This is a genomic window from Sphingomonas fucosidasi, assembly GCF_036663855.1.
GTDB classification, from domain to species: Bacteria; Pseudomonadota; Alphaproteobacteria; order Sphingomonadales; family Sphingomonadaceae; genus Sphingomonas; species Sphingomonas faeni_B.
Genome location: NZ_JAXOJR010000004.1, coordinates 159459 through 175711, shown reverse-complemented (window position 1 = coordinate 175711; position 16253 = coordinate 159459). Strand labels below are relative to the sequence as shown.

Sequence of the window (16253 nt, the reverse complement as noted above, 5' to 3'; positions counted from 1 at the left end):
GCGGAAAAACCAACAGACACGCATAATGCTGACACCGGTTACCGATATAAGAGGATGCGATGACCAAGGCTCTGATGGTCGATCCGCGTGACGGCGTGGCGACGCTGCTGGACGATGCGCTGGCGGGCGAGGTCGTGACCGTGGGCGATACCGCGATGGTGCTGACCGCCGACATCGGTCGCGGCCACAAGGTCGCCCTCACGCCGATCGCGGTGGGGGCTCCGGTCCTGAAATACGGCTTCCCGATCGGCACCGCGACGCAGGCGATCGCGCCCGGCGCGCACGTTCATTCGCACAATCTGAAGACCGGCCTCGAAGGAACGCTCGCCTACCGCTTCGATCCGGTCGATACGACACACGCCCCTAGCGCCTCCACGGCGACATTTGAAGGCTATGTTCGCGCCGACGGCGGCGTCGGCACGCGCAACGAGATCTGGATCCTGTCGACGGTCGGCTGCGTCGCGCGTACCGCCGAGCGAATTGCTGCCAAGGCCGCCGCACGCGTCGCAGACTCGGTCGACGGTGTCCACGCCTTCACCCACCCGCATGGATGTTCGCAGCTCGGCCACGATCTCGTAGGCACGCGGACGATCATGGCGAGTCTGGCTTGCCATCCCAATGCCGGCGGTGTGCTGATCGTCGGGCTCGGCTGCGAAGAGAACCAGATCAAGGCGCTGCTCGCGACGATCCCTGCATCGCGCCACGCGATGATCCGCACGCTCACCACGCAGGCGAGCGGCGACGAGATCGCGGAAGGCTGCGCGTTGGTCGAAGAGCTCGCCGCGCTGGCCGCCGCGCCGCGCCAGACCGTTGGCCTCGACAAGCTCGTGCTCGGCGTTAAATGCGGCGGCTCGGATGGCCTGTCGGGCCTTACCGCGAACCCACTGGTGGGCCGGATGAGCGACCGCGTTACGTCCACGGGGGGGCGTGTTCTGGTGACAGAGATCCCCGAGATCTTCGGCGCGGAACAGATGTTGATGAATCGCGCGGCAGACGCATCGGTGTTCGGCCGGATCGTCGACGTCGTGAACGACTTCAAACGCTATTTCCTCGATCACGGCGAGACGGTGTCGGAGAACCCCTCGCCCGGCAACGTCGTCGGTGGGATCACCACTCTGGAGGAAAAGTCGCTCGGCGCGGTCCAGAAAGCGGGCCGTGCGGCGGTCGCCGACGTGATCGAGTACGGCGCGCGGATCCGCATCGACGGTCTGACGCTGCTTGAAGCGCCCGGGAATGACGCGGTATCGTCGACCGCACTGGCGGCAGCGGGCGCGACCGCGATCCTGTTCACCACGGGACGCGGCACGCCCCTCGGCTTCCCCGTCCCGACGATCAAGATCGCGTCGAATACCGATCTTGCGACGCGCAAACCCGGCTGGATCGATTTCGACGCGGGTGCCGTGCTGGACGACGGGTTTCCGGCGACCGAGGACGCGCTCCTCTCGCGCATCCTGCAGGTCGCATCGGGCGCCGAGACCGCAGCCGAGCGCAACGGCGAACGCGAGATCGCGATCTGGAAAAGGGGCGTAACATTGTGAGCCGACTGTCCTTTTCGATGCTGCCCGACCTGCCCGATGCGATTCAGACCCCGGCTGCACACCGAAAAGGCGGCGTTGGCATCGTCCATTTCGGCCCTGGCGCGTTCCACCGCGCACACCAAGCAGCCTATGTCGACGATTTGCTAGCGCACGATCCGCGCTGGGGAATTGCTGCGGTCTCGATGCGAACGCGCGGCACGATCGACGCGCTCGCGGCACAGGATGGACTTTATACGCTGGCGATCCGCGATGCCGTCCCCTCGATGCGCGTGATCGGCGCACATCGTCGGTTCCTCGGACCCGAAGATGCCGCACAGACGCAGGCGTTGCTCGCCGATCCGGGGGTCGCACTGGTAACGACGACGGTGACCGAGAAAGGCTATTGTCTCGCGACCGACGGCACGCTCGACATGGAGCACCCCGACATCGTGCACGACCTTGCCGGCGCGGGAGTACCGCGCAGCGTCGTAGGCTGGATCGTTGCCGGCCTCGCCGCGCGCAAAACCGCCAGGATCGCGCCCTTCGTGCCGATGCCGTGCGACAATCTGGCGAACAACGGCGCCAAGCTCCACGCCGCGCTCGTCGCCTTTGCCGCGCAGCGCGATGGATCGCTTGCCGACTGGATCGCGGGCGAGGTTGGCGTGCCGTCGACGATGGTTGATTCGATCACGCCGGCCAGCGAGGCCGCACTCTATGCCGACATCGCCGCCGCGCTGGGCGTCGAGGATCGCGCCGCGGTCCAGCGCGAATCGTTCGCGCAGTGGGTGATCGAGGACATCGGGCGCCCGGTCGGCCCCGACCTCGCCAGCGTCGGCGCGACCGTCACCAGCGATGTCGCTGGCTATGAGAAGGCCAAGTTGCGCATCCTCAACGGCGCGCATTCGACGCTAGCCTATGCCGGGTTGTTGCGCGGATCGACCAGCGTTGCGGAGGCGATGCGGGACGAGGATCTCGCCGGTTTCGTCGATGCGATGATCGTGCACGATATCATCCCGATGCTGCTGCCCGTCCGTGGGCTCGACATCCAGGACTATCGCGCCGCGGTGCTGCAACGCTTCCGCAATCCGGTGATCGTCCACCGACTCGACCAGATCGCGCAGGACGGCTCGCAGAAGCTGCCCTATCGGCTTGGCGACACGCTGCTCGCCAACCGTCGCGACGGTCGCATGCCGACGCAGGTCGTCGCCGCGTTCGGGGCGTGGGTCGCGTTTCTGATCCGCCGGTCGCGTGCCGGCCAGCCTATCGTCGACCCGGCCGGTGAGACACTAGGTGCGATCGCCTCGGAAGGCAGCCCGGCGGAGGTTGTCGCCCGGCTCGCCGAGAAGGGCCTGGGCATTCCGCGCGAGGCGATGGACGATGCTGACCTGCTCGACGCCCTGATGCGCGCAGCCTGCGCTGCTCATGACGAAAACTGGACGACACTGTTCGCAGCCTGAGCATGCCCGCTTGTCAATGACACCGGTTTCCCATACGCTTCGGCAAAATAGAATACATGACAGGAGGGGTTCTTGGCGGCACTGCCGAACACGACCGACAACACGACACGGATCGCCCGAACTTTCGTGGAGGCGCGCCGCACCGGCAGCGCCGTACCCGAGTTTCCGGGTGACGTGCCGGTCACGCTCGACGAGGGCTACGCCGTGCAGGACGCCGCTTTGCTGCTCGCCGACGGCATCGTCACAGGGTGGAAGGTCGGCCGGATCAACCCGCCGCTGGACGGCATCGACCGACTGACCGGGCCGATCTTCGCCGATCAGGTCGTCACCGCCGACGTGGCTCCGGTCGCAATGCCGGTGTTTGCCGAGGGGTTTGCCGCCGCCGAGGCCGAATTCCTGCTCCGGATCGGCACCGCACCCGATCCCGCCAAGACGCTCTATTCGATGGATGAAGCACGCGCGATGATCGACGCAGTGCATGTCGGGATCGAGATCGCCAGCTCGCCTTTCCCCGGTATTAACGTGCTGGGGCCCACCGTCACCGTATCCGATTTCGGCAACAATAACGGGCTAGTCGTCGGCGCGGATGCCGAGGGCTGGAAGGATGGCGACATCAATGGCTGGCCGGTCGAACTGTGGATCAACGACGCCTTGATCGGGTCCGCGACGAGCGCGACGATGCTCGACGGGCCGTTCGGTGCGGTACGCTACCTGCTCGAACACATGGCGGCACGCGGCATCGCGTTGTCGCCGGGACAATGGGTCTCGACCGGCGCGGTCACCGGCGTCCACCCCGTCGCGATCGGCGATCGGGTCGAGGCGCGCTTCGACGGACGGTTCGCCGTCCATTGCACCATTAAGGCCCGCTAGAGGCTGCTTTAGGAGAAGAGGCCAATGGCAACCATGGACAGGCCGGAGGTCGCAGGTGTGGCCGGACCAAGTCTCGATGGCGCAGGCGGCGCGATCGGACGGTATCGGTGGGTGATCTGCAGCCTGTTGTTCGCGGCGACCGCGATCAACTATGTCGACCGACAGATGATCGGTGTGTTGAAGCCGACGATCTCTGCCGAGCTTGGCTGGAACGAGACGACCTATGCCGACGTCATCTTCTGGTTCCAGGCGGCCTATGCGATCGGGTATCTGAGCTTTGGCCGGATCGTCGACGTGCTCGGTGCGCGGATCGGTTATTCGGTTGCGTTTGTGATCTGGACGCTTGGCCATACGCTGTGCGGGTTCGCCGGCAACGCGTTCCAGTTCTCGGCCGCGCGCGTTGTGCTGGGCCTTGGCGAAGCGGGTAATTTCCCCGCGGGCATCAAGGCGGTCTCCGAATGGTTTCCCGCCAAGGAACGCGCATTTGCAACCGGCGTGTTCAACGCGGGGGCAAACATCGGCGCGGTGATCACGCCGCTGATCGTGCCGATCATCACGATCGCGTTCGGCTGGCGGATGGCGTTTATCATAACCGGCGTGATCAGCCTGGTCTGGCTGGTCGCGTGGATCGCAATCTATCGCCGCCCGCGCGAAGTGGCGAAACTGTCGCCCGCCGAACTCGCGCATATCGAGAGCGATCCGGCGGATCCCGCCAAGAAGATCGGCTGGCTCAAGCTGCTCGGCTACCGCGAAACCTGGGCCTATGCGCTCGGCAAGTTCCTGATCGATCCGATCTGGTGGCTGTTCCTGTTCTGGACGCCCGATTTCCTCGCCAAAACGTATAATCTCGATCTCAAAAGCTTCGGTCCGCCCTTGGTTGCGATCTACTTGCTATCCGACGTGGGCAGCGTCGCAGGGGGCTGGTCGTCTTCGAAGCTGATGAAGCGCGGTTACACCGCCAATTTCGCGCGAAAGGTGACGATGCTGGCCTGCGCGTTCCTGGTGATGCCGATCTTCTTCGCGCAATATGTCGACAATCTCTGGCTCGCTGTCGGCATCGTCGGGCTTGCGACGGCCGCGCACCAAGCGTTCTCGGCGAACCTCTACACGATCCCGTCGGACATGTTCCCGCGCGGCGCGGTAGGGTCAGTGGTCGGCATCGGTGGCACGGTCGGTGCGATCGGCGGCATGATGATGGCCAAGTTCACCGGCTATATCCTGCAGACCACGGGCAGCTACACGCTGATCTTCGCGGTCGCTGGCAGCACCTATCTGATCGCGATCATCGTCGTGCACCTGCTCTCTCCAAGGCTGGCAAGGGTGGACGCGGGCTGACGCCATCCCTGCCGCGGTGGTCTCCCGCGAAGGCGGAAGACCATGCTTTGGACGACGAATATTTGGCCAAATCGCTCAATGCAGATTGGCCCCAGGAGAGCACAGTGAAGCGTTTCACCACGGCGTCCGTCCTCGCATTAACCGTCGCCAGCATCGCGCCGGCACAGGCGCAGGACGCGACCGGCCTCCTCTTCCGCGCCTCGGCGGACAAGAGCCTGACCGCGGACTATGCCACTGGCGACCCGGTTCCCAATTTTCGCAGCGGCGTGGATGTCGTGCCGGACGGCGCGATCGGCGGCGCGGCGCAGTGGGCGGACGACGGCTATGTCGCATGGAAGGCGCCCGGCAACATCCGCGCCGACCGCGGCACGCTCGCCTTCTTCTGGCGGTCGCGCACGCCCGTCGGCGAAGCGCCGTTCGTGATCTTCCGCACGGGGTTCGCGGACCATTCGAGCTGGGACATGGCGTTCCTGCGGATCGACTGGAACGGCCACGGCTTCGACGCCTTCGTCACCGACGCGAACCTCTCGCGCCTCCGCGTGTCGTGGACGATGCCGCAAGCCCCCGATGCCGACGCCTGGTTGCACATCGCCTTCGCCTGGGACGAGACGGTCGGCGTACAGCTCTATATCGACGGCAAGCTGGTCGCGCGGAAGGACCAGAAGGCCGACCTCGACAGCGGCCTGGACCAGTTCGGTCTCGCCGGGCGCGTCATGTCGCCGCATCAGGTCCAGAGCCGCTACAATTTCATGCGCGGCTCCGACCTCGACGAGATCCGCGTCTATGACCGGATGCTTCCCCCAACCGACGTCTCGGCACTCGCGAGCAAGCGTGAACCGGCCCCCGCCCCCGCGACCGCGACCGAATCCCCCGCCAAACGCATCGCTTGGCTCCATCGCTACGGCTGGGACAAAACCGCTCCACCGGTCCTCGACGCCCGTGTCACCCGCGTGCGGAAAGTCGAGTTCGCCGATGCGAAGGACCTCAAGGAGTGGATGTGGAAAGGCGTCGACGGCATCGCGGAGACGACCTGGCCCGGTGTCTATAACCGGTCCCGCCTGCCCGGCCGCGACGATTATTTCCAGCTGCCCGACTGGAACACCTATGTCGAAGGCGGCAAGCGCTACGACTTGACGATCCCCCCCGGCGAGCGTGTCAACCGCGTCGAAATCCGCGGTGCGGCATACGGACGGCTCGACTGGAGCGACGGCGCCAAGACCTCCCCGCTCGCCACCCGCGCGCAAGGCATCGTCCGCAGCGTCGACCAGTTCGCGCCCCGCACCGGCGGTACGTTGCGGTTCACGAACACGATGCAGGAACAGCCGATCCAGGAAATCTGGGCCTATGACGTCGGCGCAGGTGCAGAACCCGCCGGCAGCTTCAAGCTCTCCTACACCGTAGACGCTGCCGCTTCCCCCAACCTCGCCGCGCTCGCCCCCCTCAATACCTACATCGCCGGCCGCTTTGCCCCGGACGAGCGCAGCACCGTCGTTGCCATGCCCTCCGCCGGCCTCAAAGCTGCAGTCGGCGCAGGCACCGGCGGCGCGTCCGGCGCCCCCGTCCGCCGCACGCACGCAGCCCCGATCGTCCACATCCTGATCCCGGCGAGCTTCGGCGACGCGCTCCCCGACCGCCCGCTCGCACGCGCATTCGATTACGGCTGGCAGAACCTCAACGACGCCCTCGACGGCATCGCGCTCGACATCCCGGCGCTGAAAGCCAAGCCCAACGCCGCCGGCCTGATCGCGCTCAACGTTCGCGTAAAGGACCCGATCTGGCCCGGCCGCGAGTTGATCGACCTCTCCGTCTCGGTGCGGCCGAACGAAGCACGCACGCTCTGGCTAGATCTGCGCGACCGCATCCTGCCCAACGACAGCCTCTATCTGACGATCGCCAGCGCCGCCCCCGACTTCGACGCCACTGCGCTGAACGGGGCCAAGATCCGCCTTGTCTTCAAGCCGCGGGCTGCAGCCCTGCCCGAACACATCGCCGACCGCATGGCGCAGGTGAAGGACAATTGGGGCTTCCTCGTAGAGGAACACACCGCCTCCAAGCGCGCCGGCCTATACCAGCGGCTCTTCGCGGATATCTCCGACTTGCTCCGCGTCGATCCGGAAAATGCCCGCGCTCGCGCCTATTGGGCCGACATCAATTACCGTCCCGAAAACCTGCCCGCGTTCGTCCAACCGGTCGCGCCCGCGGGCGTACCTCTTTGGGCCTTCCGCCAACTCGAAGACCTGAAGCGCGTGCGCCAGTTCGTTACGTGGTGGATCGACGAACGCCAGGTCCCTTATGGCGATTTTGGGGGCGGACTTTCCGACGATACCGACCTGACGCAGCAATGGCCCGGCCTCGCGCTGATGGGAGTCGAGCCCGACAAGATCAACGCGTCGCTCCGGGCGCTGTCCGACGCGGTCTACAAGAACGGTATGATCGTGAATGGCCTTGGCTATATCACCGCCGACGAACTCCACGCCTACGAGGAAGGGCTGAACAGCAACGCCGAGCGCCTGTATCTGAACTGGGGCGAACCCAGGGCGGTCGAGCGCCTGATGGAGAATACGCGCGCGCTCCAGACCGTGATCCTGAAGAACCCCGCCGGGCACAAGCACTTCGCCAGTAACTGGTATGGCGGTCGAAAGATGTACCGCGAGGGCGCATGGGAATGGCAGAAACCCTATGCCTTCACTGTCATGCACGGTCCGATGCTGGTCGGTCTCTACAACGCCAGCCCGGCCGCGCGCGAACTCGTAACCGGCGTGATCGATGGCTGGATGGCACACGGCAAGCAGGGACCGGACGGCAGCTGGAGCTATCCCAACGAGATTAATTGGCGCACCGATGCCGAACGCACTGGCGACGGCGGCGGCATCACAACGTCGTTGCAGGCGACCTGGGCCGCTTGGCGGTACACGGGCGACGCGAAATACCTCCGCCCGATCGAGGCACGTCTCGCCAAGGCCGGTCCGGGTGCGCTTGCCGAGTTCAACGAAAATGCTTTCGCCGCACTCCCCGGAGGCGCTGCGGCGCGCGCGAAACTGGCGGCGAGCAAGTCCGAGAATCCGTTCGCCCGCTACGCCGCCTGGTCCGCGACCGGCGACACCGCACCTCTTGAAGCGCTCCACGCCGATGCGATCGCGGACAAGTCGCAACACATGGACATGTACACCGAAGGCCATTGGTGGAGCGACCGCGTCGATCAGCCGAGTGAAATCCTGCAGCGCGAACGCCTTGGCGGCATCGCGCTGCGCCGCAACCAGAGCTGGCCCGGCCACACCGTAAGCTGGCGCTTTGCGGATCCGGGCGCTGCCGAACGGGTCGCGATCCTGCTTCCCGGCGCCACCCCCACCAGGTTCCGCGTGATCGCCTACAACACCACCGACCACGCGCTGGCCGCAACGATGTCGACGTGGACGGTCACCGCAGGCCGCTGGTCGATGCAGGCGTCGAGCAGTGCGGACGGCGGCAAGACGCTCGTTCCAACCGGCGCCGCGACGACGATGACACTCGAACGCAGCGCTGGTACGGATGTGACGTTCGCACCCGGCACGACGGTGTTCGATTTCGCGCTGGTCGAAGCCGGCACCCCGGTTGACGAGCGCGCAGACCTGGGTATCGGCGCGGACGACGTGGTCATGAAGGGCCGCAACGTCGCGGTCACCGTCCACAGCCTGGGCGCGAAGGATGCCAGGGGAGGTCGCACGGAACTGATCGATGCGACCGGGAAGGTCGTCGCCACCGCAACTATCCCGCCGCTTACAGCGCCGCTTGATCTTCAGCCAAAGACCACGATGGTGAAACTGGCGATCCCGGCGCGCCTCGATCCCGCAACGCTCTCCGTCCGTGTCGCGCTTACCGGTGACGAGCTCGAGATAACGCAAGCCAATAACCGTGTTCCGCTACCGCGATGAGGCCCCTCCGATGACGTCGCCTCGAAATTCTATCCGAAACGCGGTCCGGCGCGACTCAGCGCCCGCCCCCGTGAGTGTTGAACAAAGTCGAAGCGCTGTGTCCTGGGATACGCCCTTCGTTTTCGTTCAGGGCGAATGGAGGAGCGCGGATTGACGCCGAACCGCAGAAGCGTCGTTGCCGGACTGGCCGCGTCGGCATTCATCCCTGAATTTGCACGCGCGCAGCCCTTCGCGGTCTTGCGCGACGCCCTCGACGCCGCTGCAAGGTCCGATCCCGACGAGGCGCTTCGGCTGCTCGCTCCCTTCGACGAATACGCCCTGCAGCCGGGCGACCGCCTCGACCTGACGACGGCGCGCGCCGGTCTGGCGATCGACGCCGCCATCGGTCGGTCCGCGTTCGGCCGCACCGGCCGCAGCCCCTACCGTGTCACCCCCACGACCGGCGCTTGGAAAGCTGCACGTCCCGATGCCGCCGAGATCGACGCCGACACCACTGCGATCCTCGCCGACGCCGAAGCGGGCATCGTCCTGCCCCGCCTGTCTCTGGACCGCACGGTCCACGCGCTTCGAACCGCTCGCACGAACGCCGCGATCGACCGACAGATCGCCGCGCTTCAAAGTCTCCGCGATATCGCCCCATCCTCTCCTGGGGTCGGACGACTTAAGGGCGGCGCGGACTGGTATGCACTACAACTGCAACGCTCGCTCGGGACCATGACACCGAGCTATGCCGAACGCCGTCTATCCGCCGAACTGAGCCACCTCCACGCCCGCGCCACGCACCTGTTCGACCAGATCGGCGCCTCCAGGGGTACGGTTGCGGCACGCTACGCTACACTCTGGCGCGACGAACGTTTCCTCTACTCGGACACCGACGCCGGCCGAGCGAACGCTGTCACCGACATGAACCGCATGCTCGCCACCGCGCGAACCGCTATCACGCCGGCGTTCGGCCAGCTACCGCACTGGTGCCTAAACGCCAGCGCTAGCATGGTATCCGCGCAGGAGATCGCCGCCGGCCGCGGAGGCTATCGCGAGGTCCCGACCCCAACTCGACCCGGCGCCTATGTCGTCGATCTCAAGGACATCCGCCGCCGCCCACGCTGGACGCTCCCCAGCGTCGTCGCGCACGAACTGCTCCCCGGCCACATGATACAGTTGGGTCTGGAAGGGGCCGCGCCGCCCCACCCGCTCCGAGTCGAATACGCTTCGGCGTTCGTCGAAGGCTGGGGTATCTACGCGGAACAACTCGCTGAACAAGCTGGCGCCTATACCGACCCGCACGATACGCTCGGCCACATCCACTGGCTCCTGTTCCGTGTTGCCCGGGCGCTCGTCGATCTCGGTATCCATCTCCACGGCTGGTCGATCGAGCAAACCCGCGAGCGCCTTGCGGAATGGCAAGGCCAACCCGCCTATTTTGCACCGTTCGACGTCGAACTTGCACGGATCCCACTTGAACCGGGCGCTCGTGTTGGCGAAGCAATGGCTTGGCTTATGATCGCCTATCGAAGTCGACATAGATCACCTACTGCGTATCACCGACATCTTCTGCTACGGGGACGTAGAAGACTCTAAATCTTACATGATTCCTGATATCTACTGAAAAACCTTAGTTAGAATATAACACGTATTATAATCTCATGGAGAAATTAGTTAATTATCCAATATTATGACACATGATATGGCGTCTACCCTTAATTTGTCGGGTATTTGCGCAATTATTAGAATAAGGGAATATTAAAATCATTCCATGCGAGCGAAGCTTCTTCTAATCACTTTAAGGAGGAGGATCGCAATCTATCAGCGGTTGGCTCCGCCGCTACATTCCCCGGCATGGACGAATGCTTGCCCTAACCACCACCGGTCCCAACGCAGACACGCGTCAATCCACCATGAACCCGCCAATTGGGCCCTTGCCCCATCATCTGAACGAACGGCTGCTTACCGTGATCGCTGCCCGAAAGCGGCCGGGCCGCAATCCACCAAGATTTGACCTCGCTATGCCTTGACCTCTCTTCTGCTCAACCATGCGACTGGTCTGGTACCATCCCAGCCGCGGCGGTCGAGAGTACGTAGTACGGAGCCGCCGTCCGACGAGGTCCGCTCGGCACTGCGCTGGCTGATGGCGCACTGTCCCGAGCGCCGGCCGCTGGACATGTTCAGGGTCCCAGCGGCGACGGATTACGAGATCGGACGCGGTCAAGGCAGCACTGCGGCCACAAACGCAATCATGCGCCAGCTGAACCGAACCGCCCGCTGAACGGGATCTCCGCTGGCAGACGGCAGGACGAGGCCTATCGTGCCACCTACCTCCGCGTTCGACATTTGGCGGCTTCGAAAACGCCCCGACCCGGTGATATGCCCCCCCCGCTCCCCCGGGTCGATGCTGCGGCATCGCCGAAGACGGCATCCGCCGATTCCCCACCGACCAGTACGGTGTTGCCATGGATCATCGACGAAGGAAGAAGAAATGAGACCCATCATATGCCTACTCTGCCTGCTGGTCTTCGGATGCACGCAGGCAGCGACCTCCTGTCAGGGAGATACAGCCTGTCGACAACGACGCCGACAGCCCGTTGAAGGATGACCTCGCGAATGACTCCGAACACGGAAATACCGAAGCCGATCGATCGCGCTGTCCTTGCTTCGGAAGATGGCTAACCTGCGCGACCGAAGAGGACGGTGAATCGTCCGTTCAAGGGCGGATGGCGGCTTTGCTGTTGGCCGCAGTCGAATGCCCGCGGGCGGCCTTTGCCGGCGAAAGCGATTGAACGATGACACCGAGCAAGGAAGCCAACCCAGGCAAGCGTGCCATCTACCACCATGGCCGGCTGAGCGAAGCGCTCATAGAAGGGGCCGAATGCGATAATCCGCGAGCGGGGGCTGGAGGGGTTCTCCCGGCGGGAGGCGAACGCCGTACGATGCGGCAAGGCTATCGACATCCGCTCCCGACGATTGTCGAAGCCCGCCTCATCTCGTCGACAGTGGCGGGCGAATCGCGAGCGTCGCTTTGACTTGAGCCCTCCTAGAAGGCAGACGGCAGAAATGCTGGACGCCGAGCAATGCGGAGACTGATCCTTTTTCTGCACGGGCTCGGCGGGTCCGACGAAAAGAGCTGGGGCGCGTTCAAAACCCTGATCGACGCCGACCCGGACCTCGACGGGTTCGAGACCGCGTTCATCAGCCAGCCGTCGTCGTTCTGGCGCGGCTGGTTCTCTCCCGTCGCCGCCACGATAGAGACGCTCGCGGGCGGCCTACACACGGAGCTCATCGAACGCTGCGCGGAATACGATCAGGTCCTCCTCGTCACCCACAGCATGGGTGGACTGGTCGCTCGTAAATGGCTCGTGAACCTGACGATGCGCGCCACTCCGACGAACGTCGGGGGGATCGTCTTCTTCGCGGTGCCCCATGAAGGCAGCTCGCTGGCGCGCTACGGCGTCAGGCTGTCGGCCGATCATAAGCAGCTAGCGCAGCTTGCGCCTGGCTCCCCGTTCATACGCCAGCTTAACGAGGCCTGGGTCGCGATGGATTGCGATCGGCTTTTCGCCATGACGAACGTCACCGCCATGCAGGACGGGTGCGTGCCGCCGGAGAGTTCAGCGCCACTGTGGATGAAGGTCGAGAAACGGACGGTCAACGGCAGCGATCACCGTTCGGTCATCAAGCCCGCAAAGACTGACGACATGTCCTACCGGGTCGTGAGGAACGCCGCGCTCGCTCTCGCCGGCGGGGCGGTTGGAACGCTGGGGACCAGAGCTGCCGCAGTCGCGGAACCGGCGGATCCGTCGACGCCGGAAACCGGCCTCGGCACTTCGCCGCCGGCTCGCATGGGCAATCCGCTGTTCTATCGGTATACGCCTGACGACGAGCCCTACTATCTGGTACGCCCAGGCGATGGGCGCCTCGCGCAGATCGTCCCGTATCGAAATCTCTGGCTGCACGGATCGGCTGGCTGCGGCAAGACAGTCTGCATCACCCGGGTTCTCGTGAGGCTGGGCGGCCGTCAACGACAGATCAGCCTCGGAAGCGCGGCCGGCGGTGACCTCGATCGCGTCCTGTCTGTGATGGAGACCCAGCTGTCCCGGGGGATCGAGGCGTCAGATCCGGGGTCCGCGGACGTCATCGATCGTATAGTCCACCTTCTCAACGTCGAGGCCGGCAACGGACTGGCGGCCCTGCTCGTCGAGGAGATCCCACTCGGGGATGCGGCGGAGAACGCATTCTTCGCCGCAGTTCGCGCCATGGTGCTGCGCCACGCCGCGCAGGCGCCAGGGGTACCGGTAAGGCTCGTCTTCACCTCGCTCAAAGACCCCGGCAAGGCATTCGAAGGCAATGATCTGGCGTCCGAGAGCCTCGCCGTATTCGGCATCGACGACTGGTCAGAGGCTGAGCTCGAGGCGCTACTGCGGCAGATCGCACCGGAGCTCGGCATCGAGCTCGACGAAGACGTAGTTCGCCGCGTCTTGAGATCGCCGCACACATCCCCCAGATTCATCAAGGTGTTCCTAGGCAACCTCCGTATGCTCGACTCGTCCTCCCCCGATGCCGTCGATGATGCTCTGGCGGCGACTACCGGCAGCTTGGCACCATGAGCGCCCCTCGCCTTCCATCGGTCGCGATCATACCCGACAGCCTGTACGTCGAGCGTGCGGCCGATCGGCAGCTTGCGTCCATAATAGCGGAGATGGGTCGGCCCGGGTATGTTCTGGACCCGCGCCAGATGGGTAAGACCAACCTCCTTCTTCATGCGCGTCGCAAGCTGGGCAGCGACAAGCTACGCTTCGTCTACGCCGATCTCTCCCTGCGTTCGAAATCGGCACCCGCCTTCTATCGGCGACTGCTGGAGCTTGCGACGGCGGCCCATCCCGACCTGTTCGCGGGGGAGGAAACGGCCACGGCGCTCGCCGAGCTGCGCGATACCGGGCATGGCGACCCCTCCGGCGTCTTCGAGCGCACGCTTGTCAGAATTTTGGACGGCTGGGACGGTCGGCTGGTCCTGATCCTCGACGAAGTAGACGGCCTTACCGGCCGGACGTTCTCCGACGCGGTCTTCGCCCACATCCGAAGTCTCTACTTCGCGCGAGAAGACACTCCGTCGCTTGCTCGACTGACCTTCGTGCTCGCTGGCGTGGCAGAGCCGTCCCAGCTCATCACCGACAAGTCGATCTCGCCGTTCAACATCGGACAGAAGATCTTCCTCCGGGATTTCACGACCGATCAGGTCGCTCAGTTTCTCCAGAAGGCGGCGCTTTCATTTTCCCCTACCGTCATCGACCGGATCATGCACTGGACGAGCGGCAATCCCCGCCTCACATGGGATCTGGCCGCTGAGCTGGACATGGTGGAACTCGGGGGCGAGCCGATCGCCTTGGATGTCGTCGACGATGCAGTGGACCGCCTGTTCCTCACTTCCTTCGACCGCCCGCCGATCGATCATGTACGCACCCTGGTGAGTTCCGAGCGGGATCTTCGGCTGGGCGTACTTGCTCTACGTGACGGCAGAGATCTGTCCGACAGGCAGCGCAGCCTGCTGCATCTCGCGGGGATCGCAACACAGGTACCAGGCGATCGACAGCCGGAATTCCGGAACCGCATCATAGACCGTGCGATCTCCGGTCGCTGGCTCCAGGAACTGGAGACGGCGGCGCGCCATCACCTCGTATCGGCCCAGTTTGCTTTTCGGGAGCTGGACTTTCACGAAGCGGTACTGGCCTACGGTCGCTTTCTGGAGGGACGCCAATGGACGCGGGAAGAGCGGCAGGACGTGCTGAAGCTCGGCATCGCGCAGTTCGAGATCGGCGCCTTCGACGCGGCACTTCGGTCCTTTGAAACCTTCGGCAATCTCGGCGGTGCGACGCGCGAGCCTTCGGTACTGCTTTGGACTGCGAGGACCCGAAAGGCTCTCGGATCGTACATCTTGGCCGAGCAGGACTACCAGGCCGCACTTCGTTCCTTGCCGACCCCCGTCGAGCGGATGCGCATCTTCCTGGGACTTGCGCAACTTGCGGCGATCTCTCCCGCCCGACTAGGGGAAGCGGTCGATCTTGGGAGGAAGGCTCTTGCGTCGCTCGACGCCGCCCGCGCCGTGAACCCCGCCGCGAAACTGGATCGGTACGAACTGCAGGCGGTCGAACTGCTGGCCTCCCTGAGCGATGGGTCGGTCCGCGGCGACTATCTCGAACGCGCCCTTCGCCTTCAGGGTGAGACGCCTTCGCTGGCTACCGCCACGATGCTGGCCAGCGAAGGTGATGGGCGCCGCTATAGTCCCGTTCTCCGGCGGGCGTTCGTGACGACAGATCTCAAGCGCCGGAGCGTCAGGGAACTCGGAGCCGCCGCCCTGACGATACGGGCGTTCGAAGGACGCGAGGGCCTTCGCGAGGCCGTCGGTGAACTGGCCCGGAATGCGGGCGTCGAGCCCGGCGTCGTCTGGAGCCTTGCCTTCGACGGGCTTGCTCGCGCAGGCGAGAAAGCGGACATGGAAGTGTTGGCGCGGGACATTCTGGACGAAGGTCTGGTCGGCGCAGTCCGCGTGGCTCTCGCGCTTCAGGTAGGTCGGACCGTGCTGTTGCATAAAGGCAAATCCTCCTGGGATCTCGCCGACCGCTATCTCGAGATCATGGGTCGTGGAGACGAGGCGCTGACGCGCAACGACCACCTCACGCTTCTTTCGATCGCCGCCGACGGCAACGAGAATGGCGGATCCGAACTGAACGAGCGGCTGATCGCGGCGGCGTCGGCTCTGGAGAAGCCCACCGACCCCCGGCTCCGTCAGTCCTTTCTGCTGGTACGGTACGTGCAGGTCGTCGCAGCCCTACGAGCCGAAGACCATGAAACCGCGCAGACCCTGGCTCTGGACGGAATGATGCTCGTGGAGGAGACGACCGCGGCGCCCGAGCGAGATCTCCCCATCGACCTCGTAGCGCAGATCTCCGAGTTCCTTAGCAAGGTCACTTCGGTCCGCTCCGTTCGGCCGCCCCATCGCAGTCACTATCGGCATCTGGGACGCAACGACCAGGTCACGGTCGTATATCGCGACGGGACCCGCACGACAGGGAAGTTCAAGGCCCTTCAGGCGGATCTGGAACAGGGGGCCTGCGTGCTCGTCGAGAACGAGCCCGCCCCCTAGGGACGGGTCATCGCCTAGGGATGAGCCGCGG

The 16253-nt window shown here is 64.8% G+C and carries 8 protein-coding genes; all 8 read left to right on the top strand.

All coding sequences use genetic code 11. The features are described 5' to 3' along the window. The first annotated feature begins 59 nt into the window (after positions 1-59). The 8 genes from U1737_RS09040 (at position 60) to U1737_RS09005 (ending at position 16222) form a co-directional block, all read left to right on the top strand. A complete protein-coding gene (locus U1737_RS09040) occupies positions 60-1538 on the top strand; it encodes a UxaA family hydrolase (RefSeq protein ID WP_332796512.1) in 1479 nt (492 codons plus the stop codon). Continuing rightward, complete coding sequence (locus U1737_RS09035) at positions 1535-2974, top strand: mannitol dehydrogenase family protein (RefSeq protein WP_332796511.1); 1440 nt, start codon at positions 1535-1537, stop codon at positions 2972-2974. The genes U1737_RS09040 and U1737_RS09035 overlap by 4 nt, the downstream gene beginning before the upstream one ends. A 72-nt stretch (positions 2975-3046) precedes the next feature. Continuing rightward, a complete protein-coding gene (locus U1737_RS09030) occupies positions 3047-3844 on the top strand; it encodes a 2-keto-4-pentenoate hydratase (RefSeq protein ID WP_332796510.1) in 798 nt (265 codons plus the stop codon). A 33-nt stretch (positions 3845-3877) separates the two neighbouring features. Further along, positions 3878-5179: an MFS transporter gene (locus U1737_RS09025; RefSeq protein ID WP_332796679.1), complete on the top strand. Its 1302-nt coding sequence runs from the start codon at positions 3878-3880 to the stop codon at positions 5177-5179. Positions 5180-5283: 104 nt separating this feature from the next. Continuing rightward, positions 5284-9090, top strand: a complete 3807-nt coding sequence (locus U1737_RS09020) for a LamG-like jellyroll fold domain-containing protein (protein ID WP_332796509.1) — start codon at positions 5284-5286, stop codon at positions 9088-9090. 150 nt (positions 9091-9240) lie between these two features. Beyond that, positions 9241-10668, top strand: a complete 1428-nt coding sequence (locus tag U1737_RS09015) for a DUF885 family protein (protein ID WP_332796508.1) — start codon at positions 9241-9243, stop codon at positions 10666-10668. A gap of 1487 nt (positions 10669-12155) precedes the next feature. Beyond that, positions 12156-13688 carry an esterase/lipase family protein gene (locus tag U1737_RS09010; protein WP_332796507.1) on the top strand — a complete coding sequence of 511 codons (1533 nt, stop codon included), beginning with the start codon at positions 12156-12158 and terminating at the stop codon, positions 13686-13688. Beyond that, entirely contained in the window at positions 13685-16222 is a 2538-nt protein-coding gene (locus tag U1737_RS09005) for an AAA-like domain-containing protein (protein ID WP_332796506.1), read from the top strand. Before U1737_RS09010 ends, U1737_RS09005 begins: the two co-directional genes overlap by 4 nt. Positions 16223-16253: the final 31 nt, after the last annotated feature.

What these genes read in the sequence shown, in the direction of transcription:
- U1737_RS09040 (WP_332796512.1), top strand. Translation starts at nt 60, where the DNA reads ATGACCAAGGCTCTGATGGTCGATCCGCGTGACGGCGTGGCGACGCTG.
- U1737_RS09025 (WP_332796679.1), top strand. Translation starts at nt 3,878, where the DNA reads ATGGACAGGCCGGAGGTCGCAGGTGTGGCCGGACCAAGTCTCGATGGC.
- U1737_RS09010 (WP_332796507.1), top strand. Translation starts at nt 12,156, where the DNA reads ATGCGGAGACTGATCCTTTTTCTGCACGGGCTCGGCGGGTCCGACGAA.
- U1737_RS09005 (WP_332796506.1), top strand. Translation starts at nt 13,685, where the DNA reads ATGAGCGCCCCTCGCCTTCCATCGGTCGCGATCATACCCGACAGCCTG.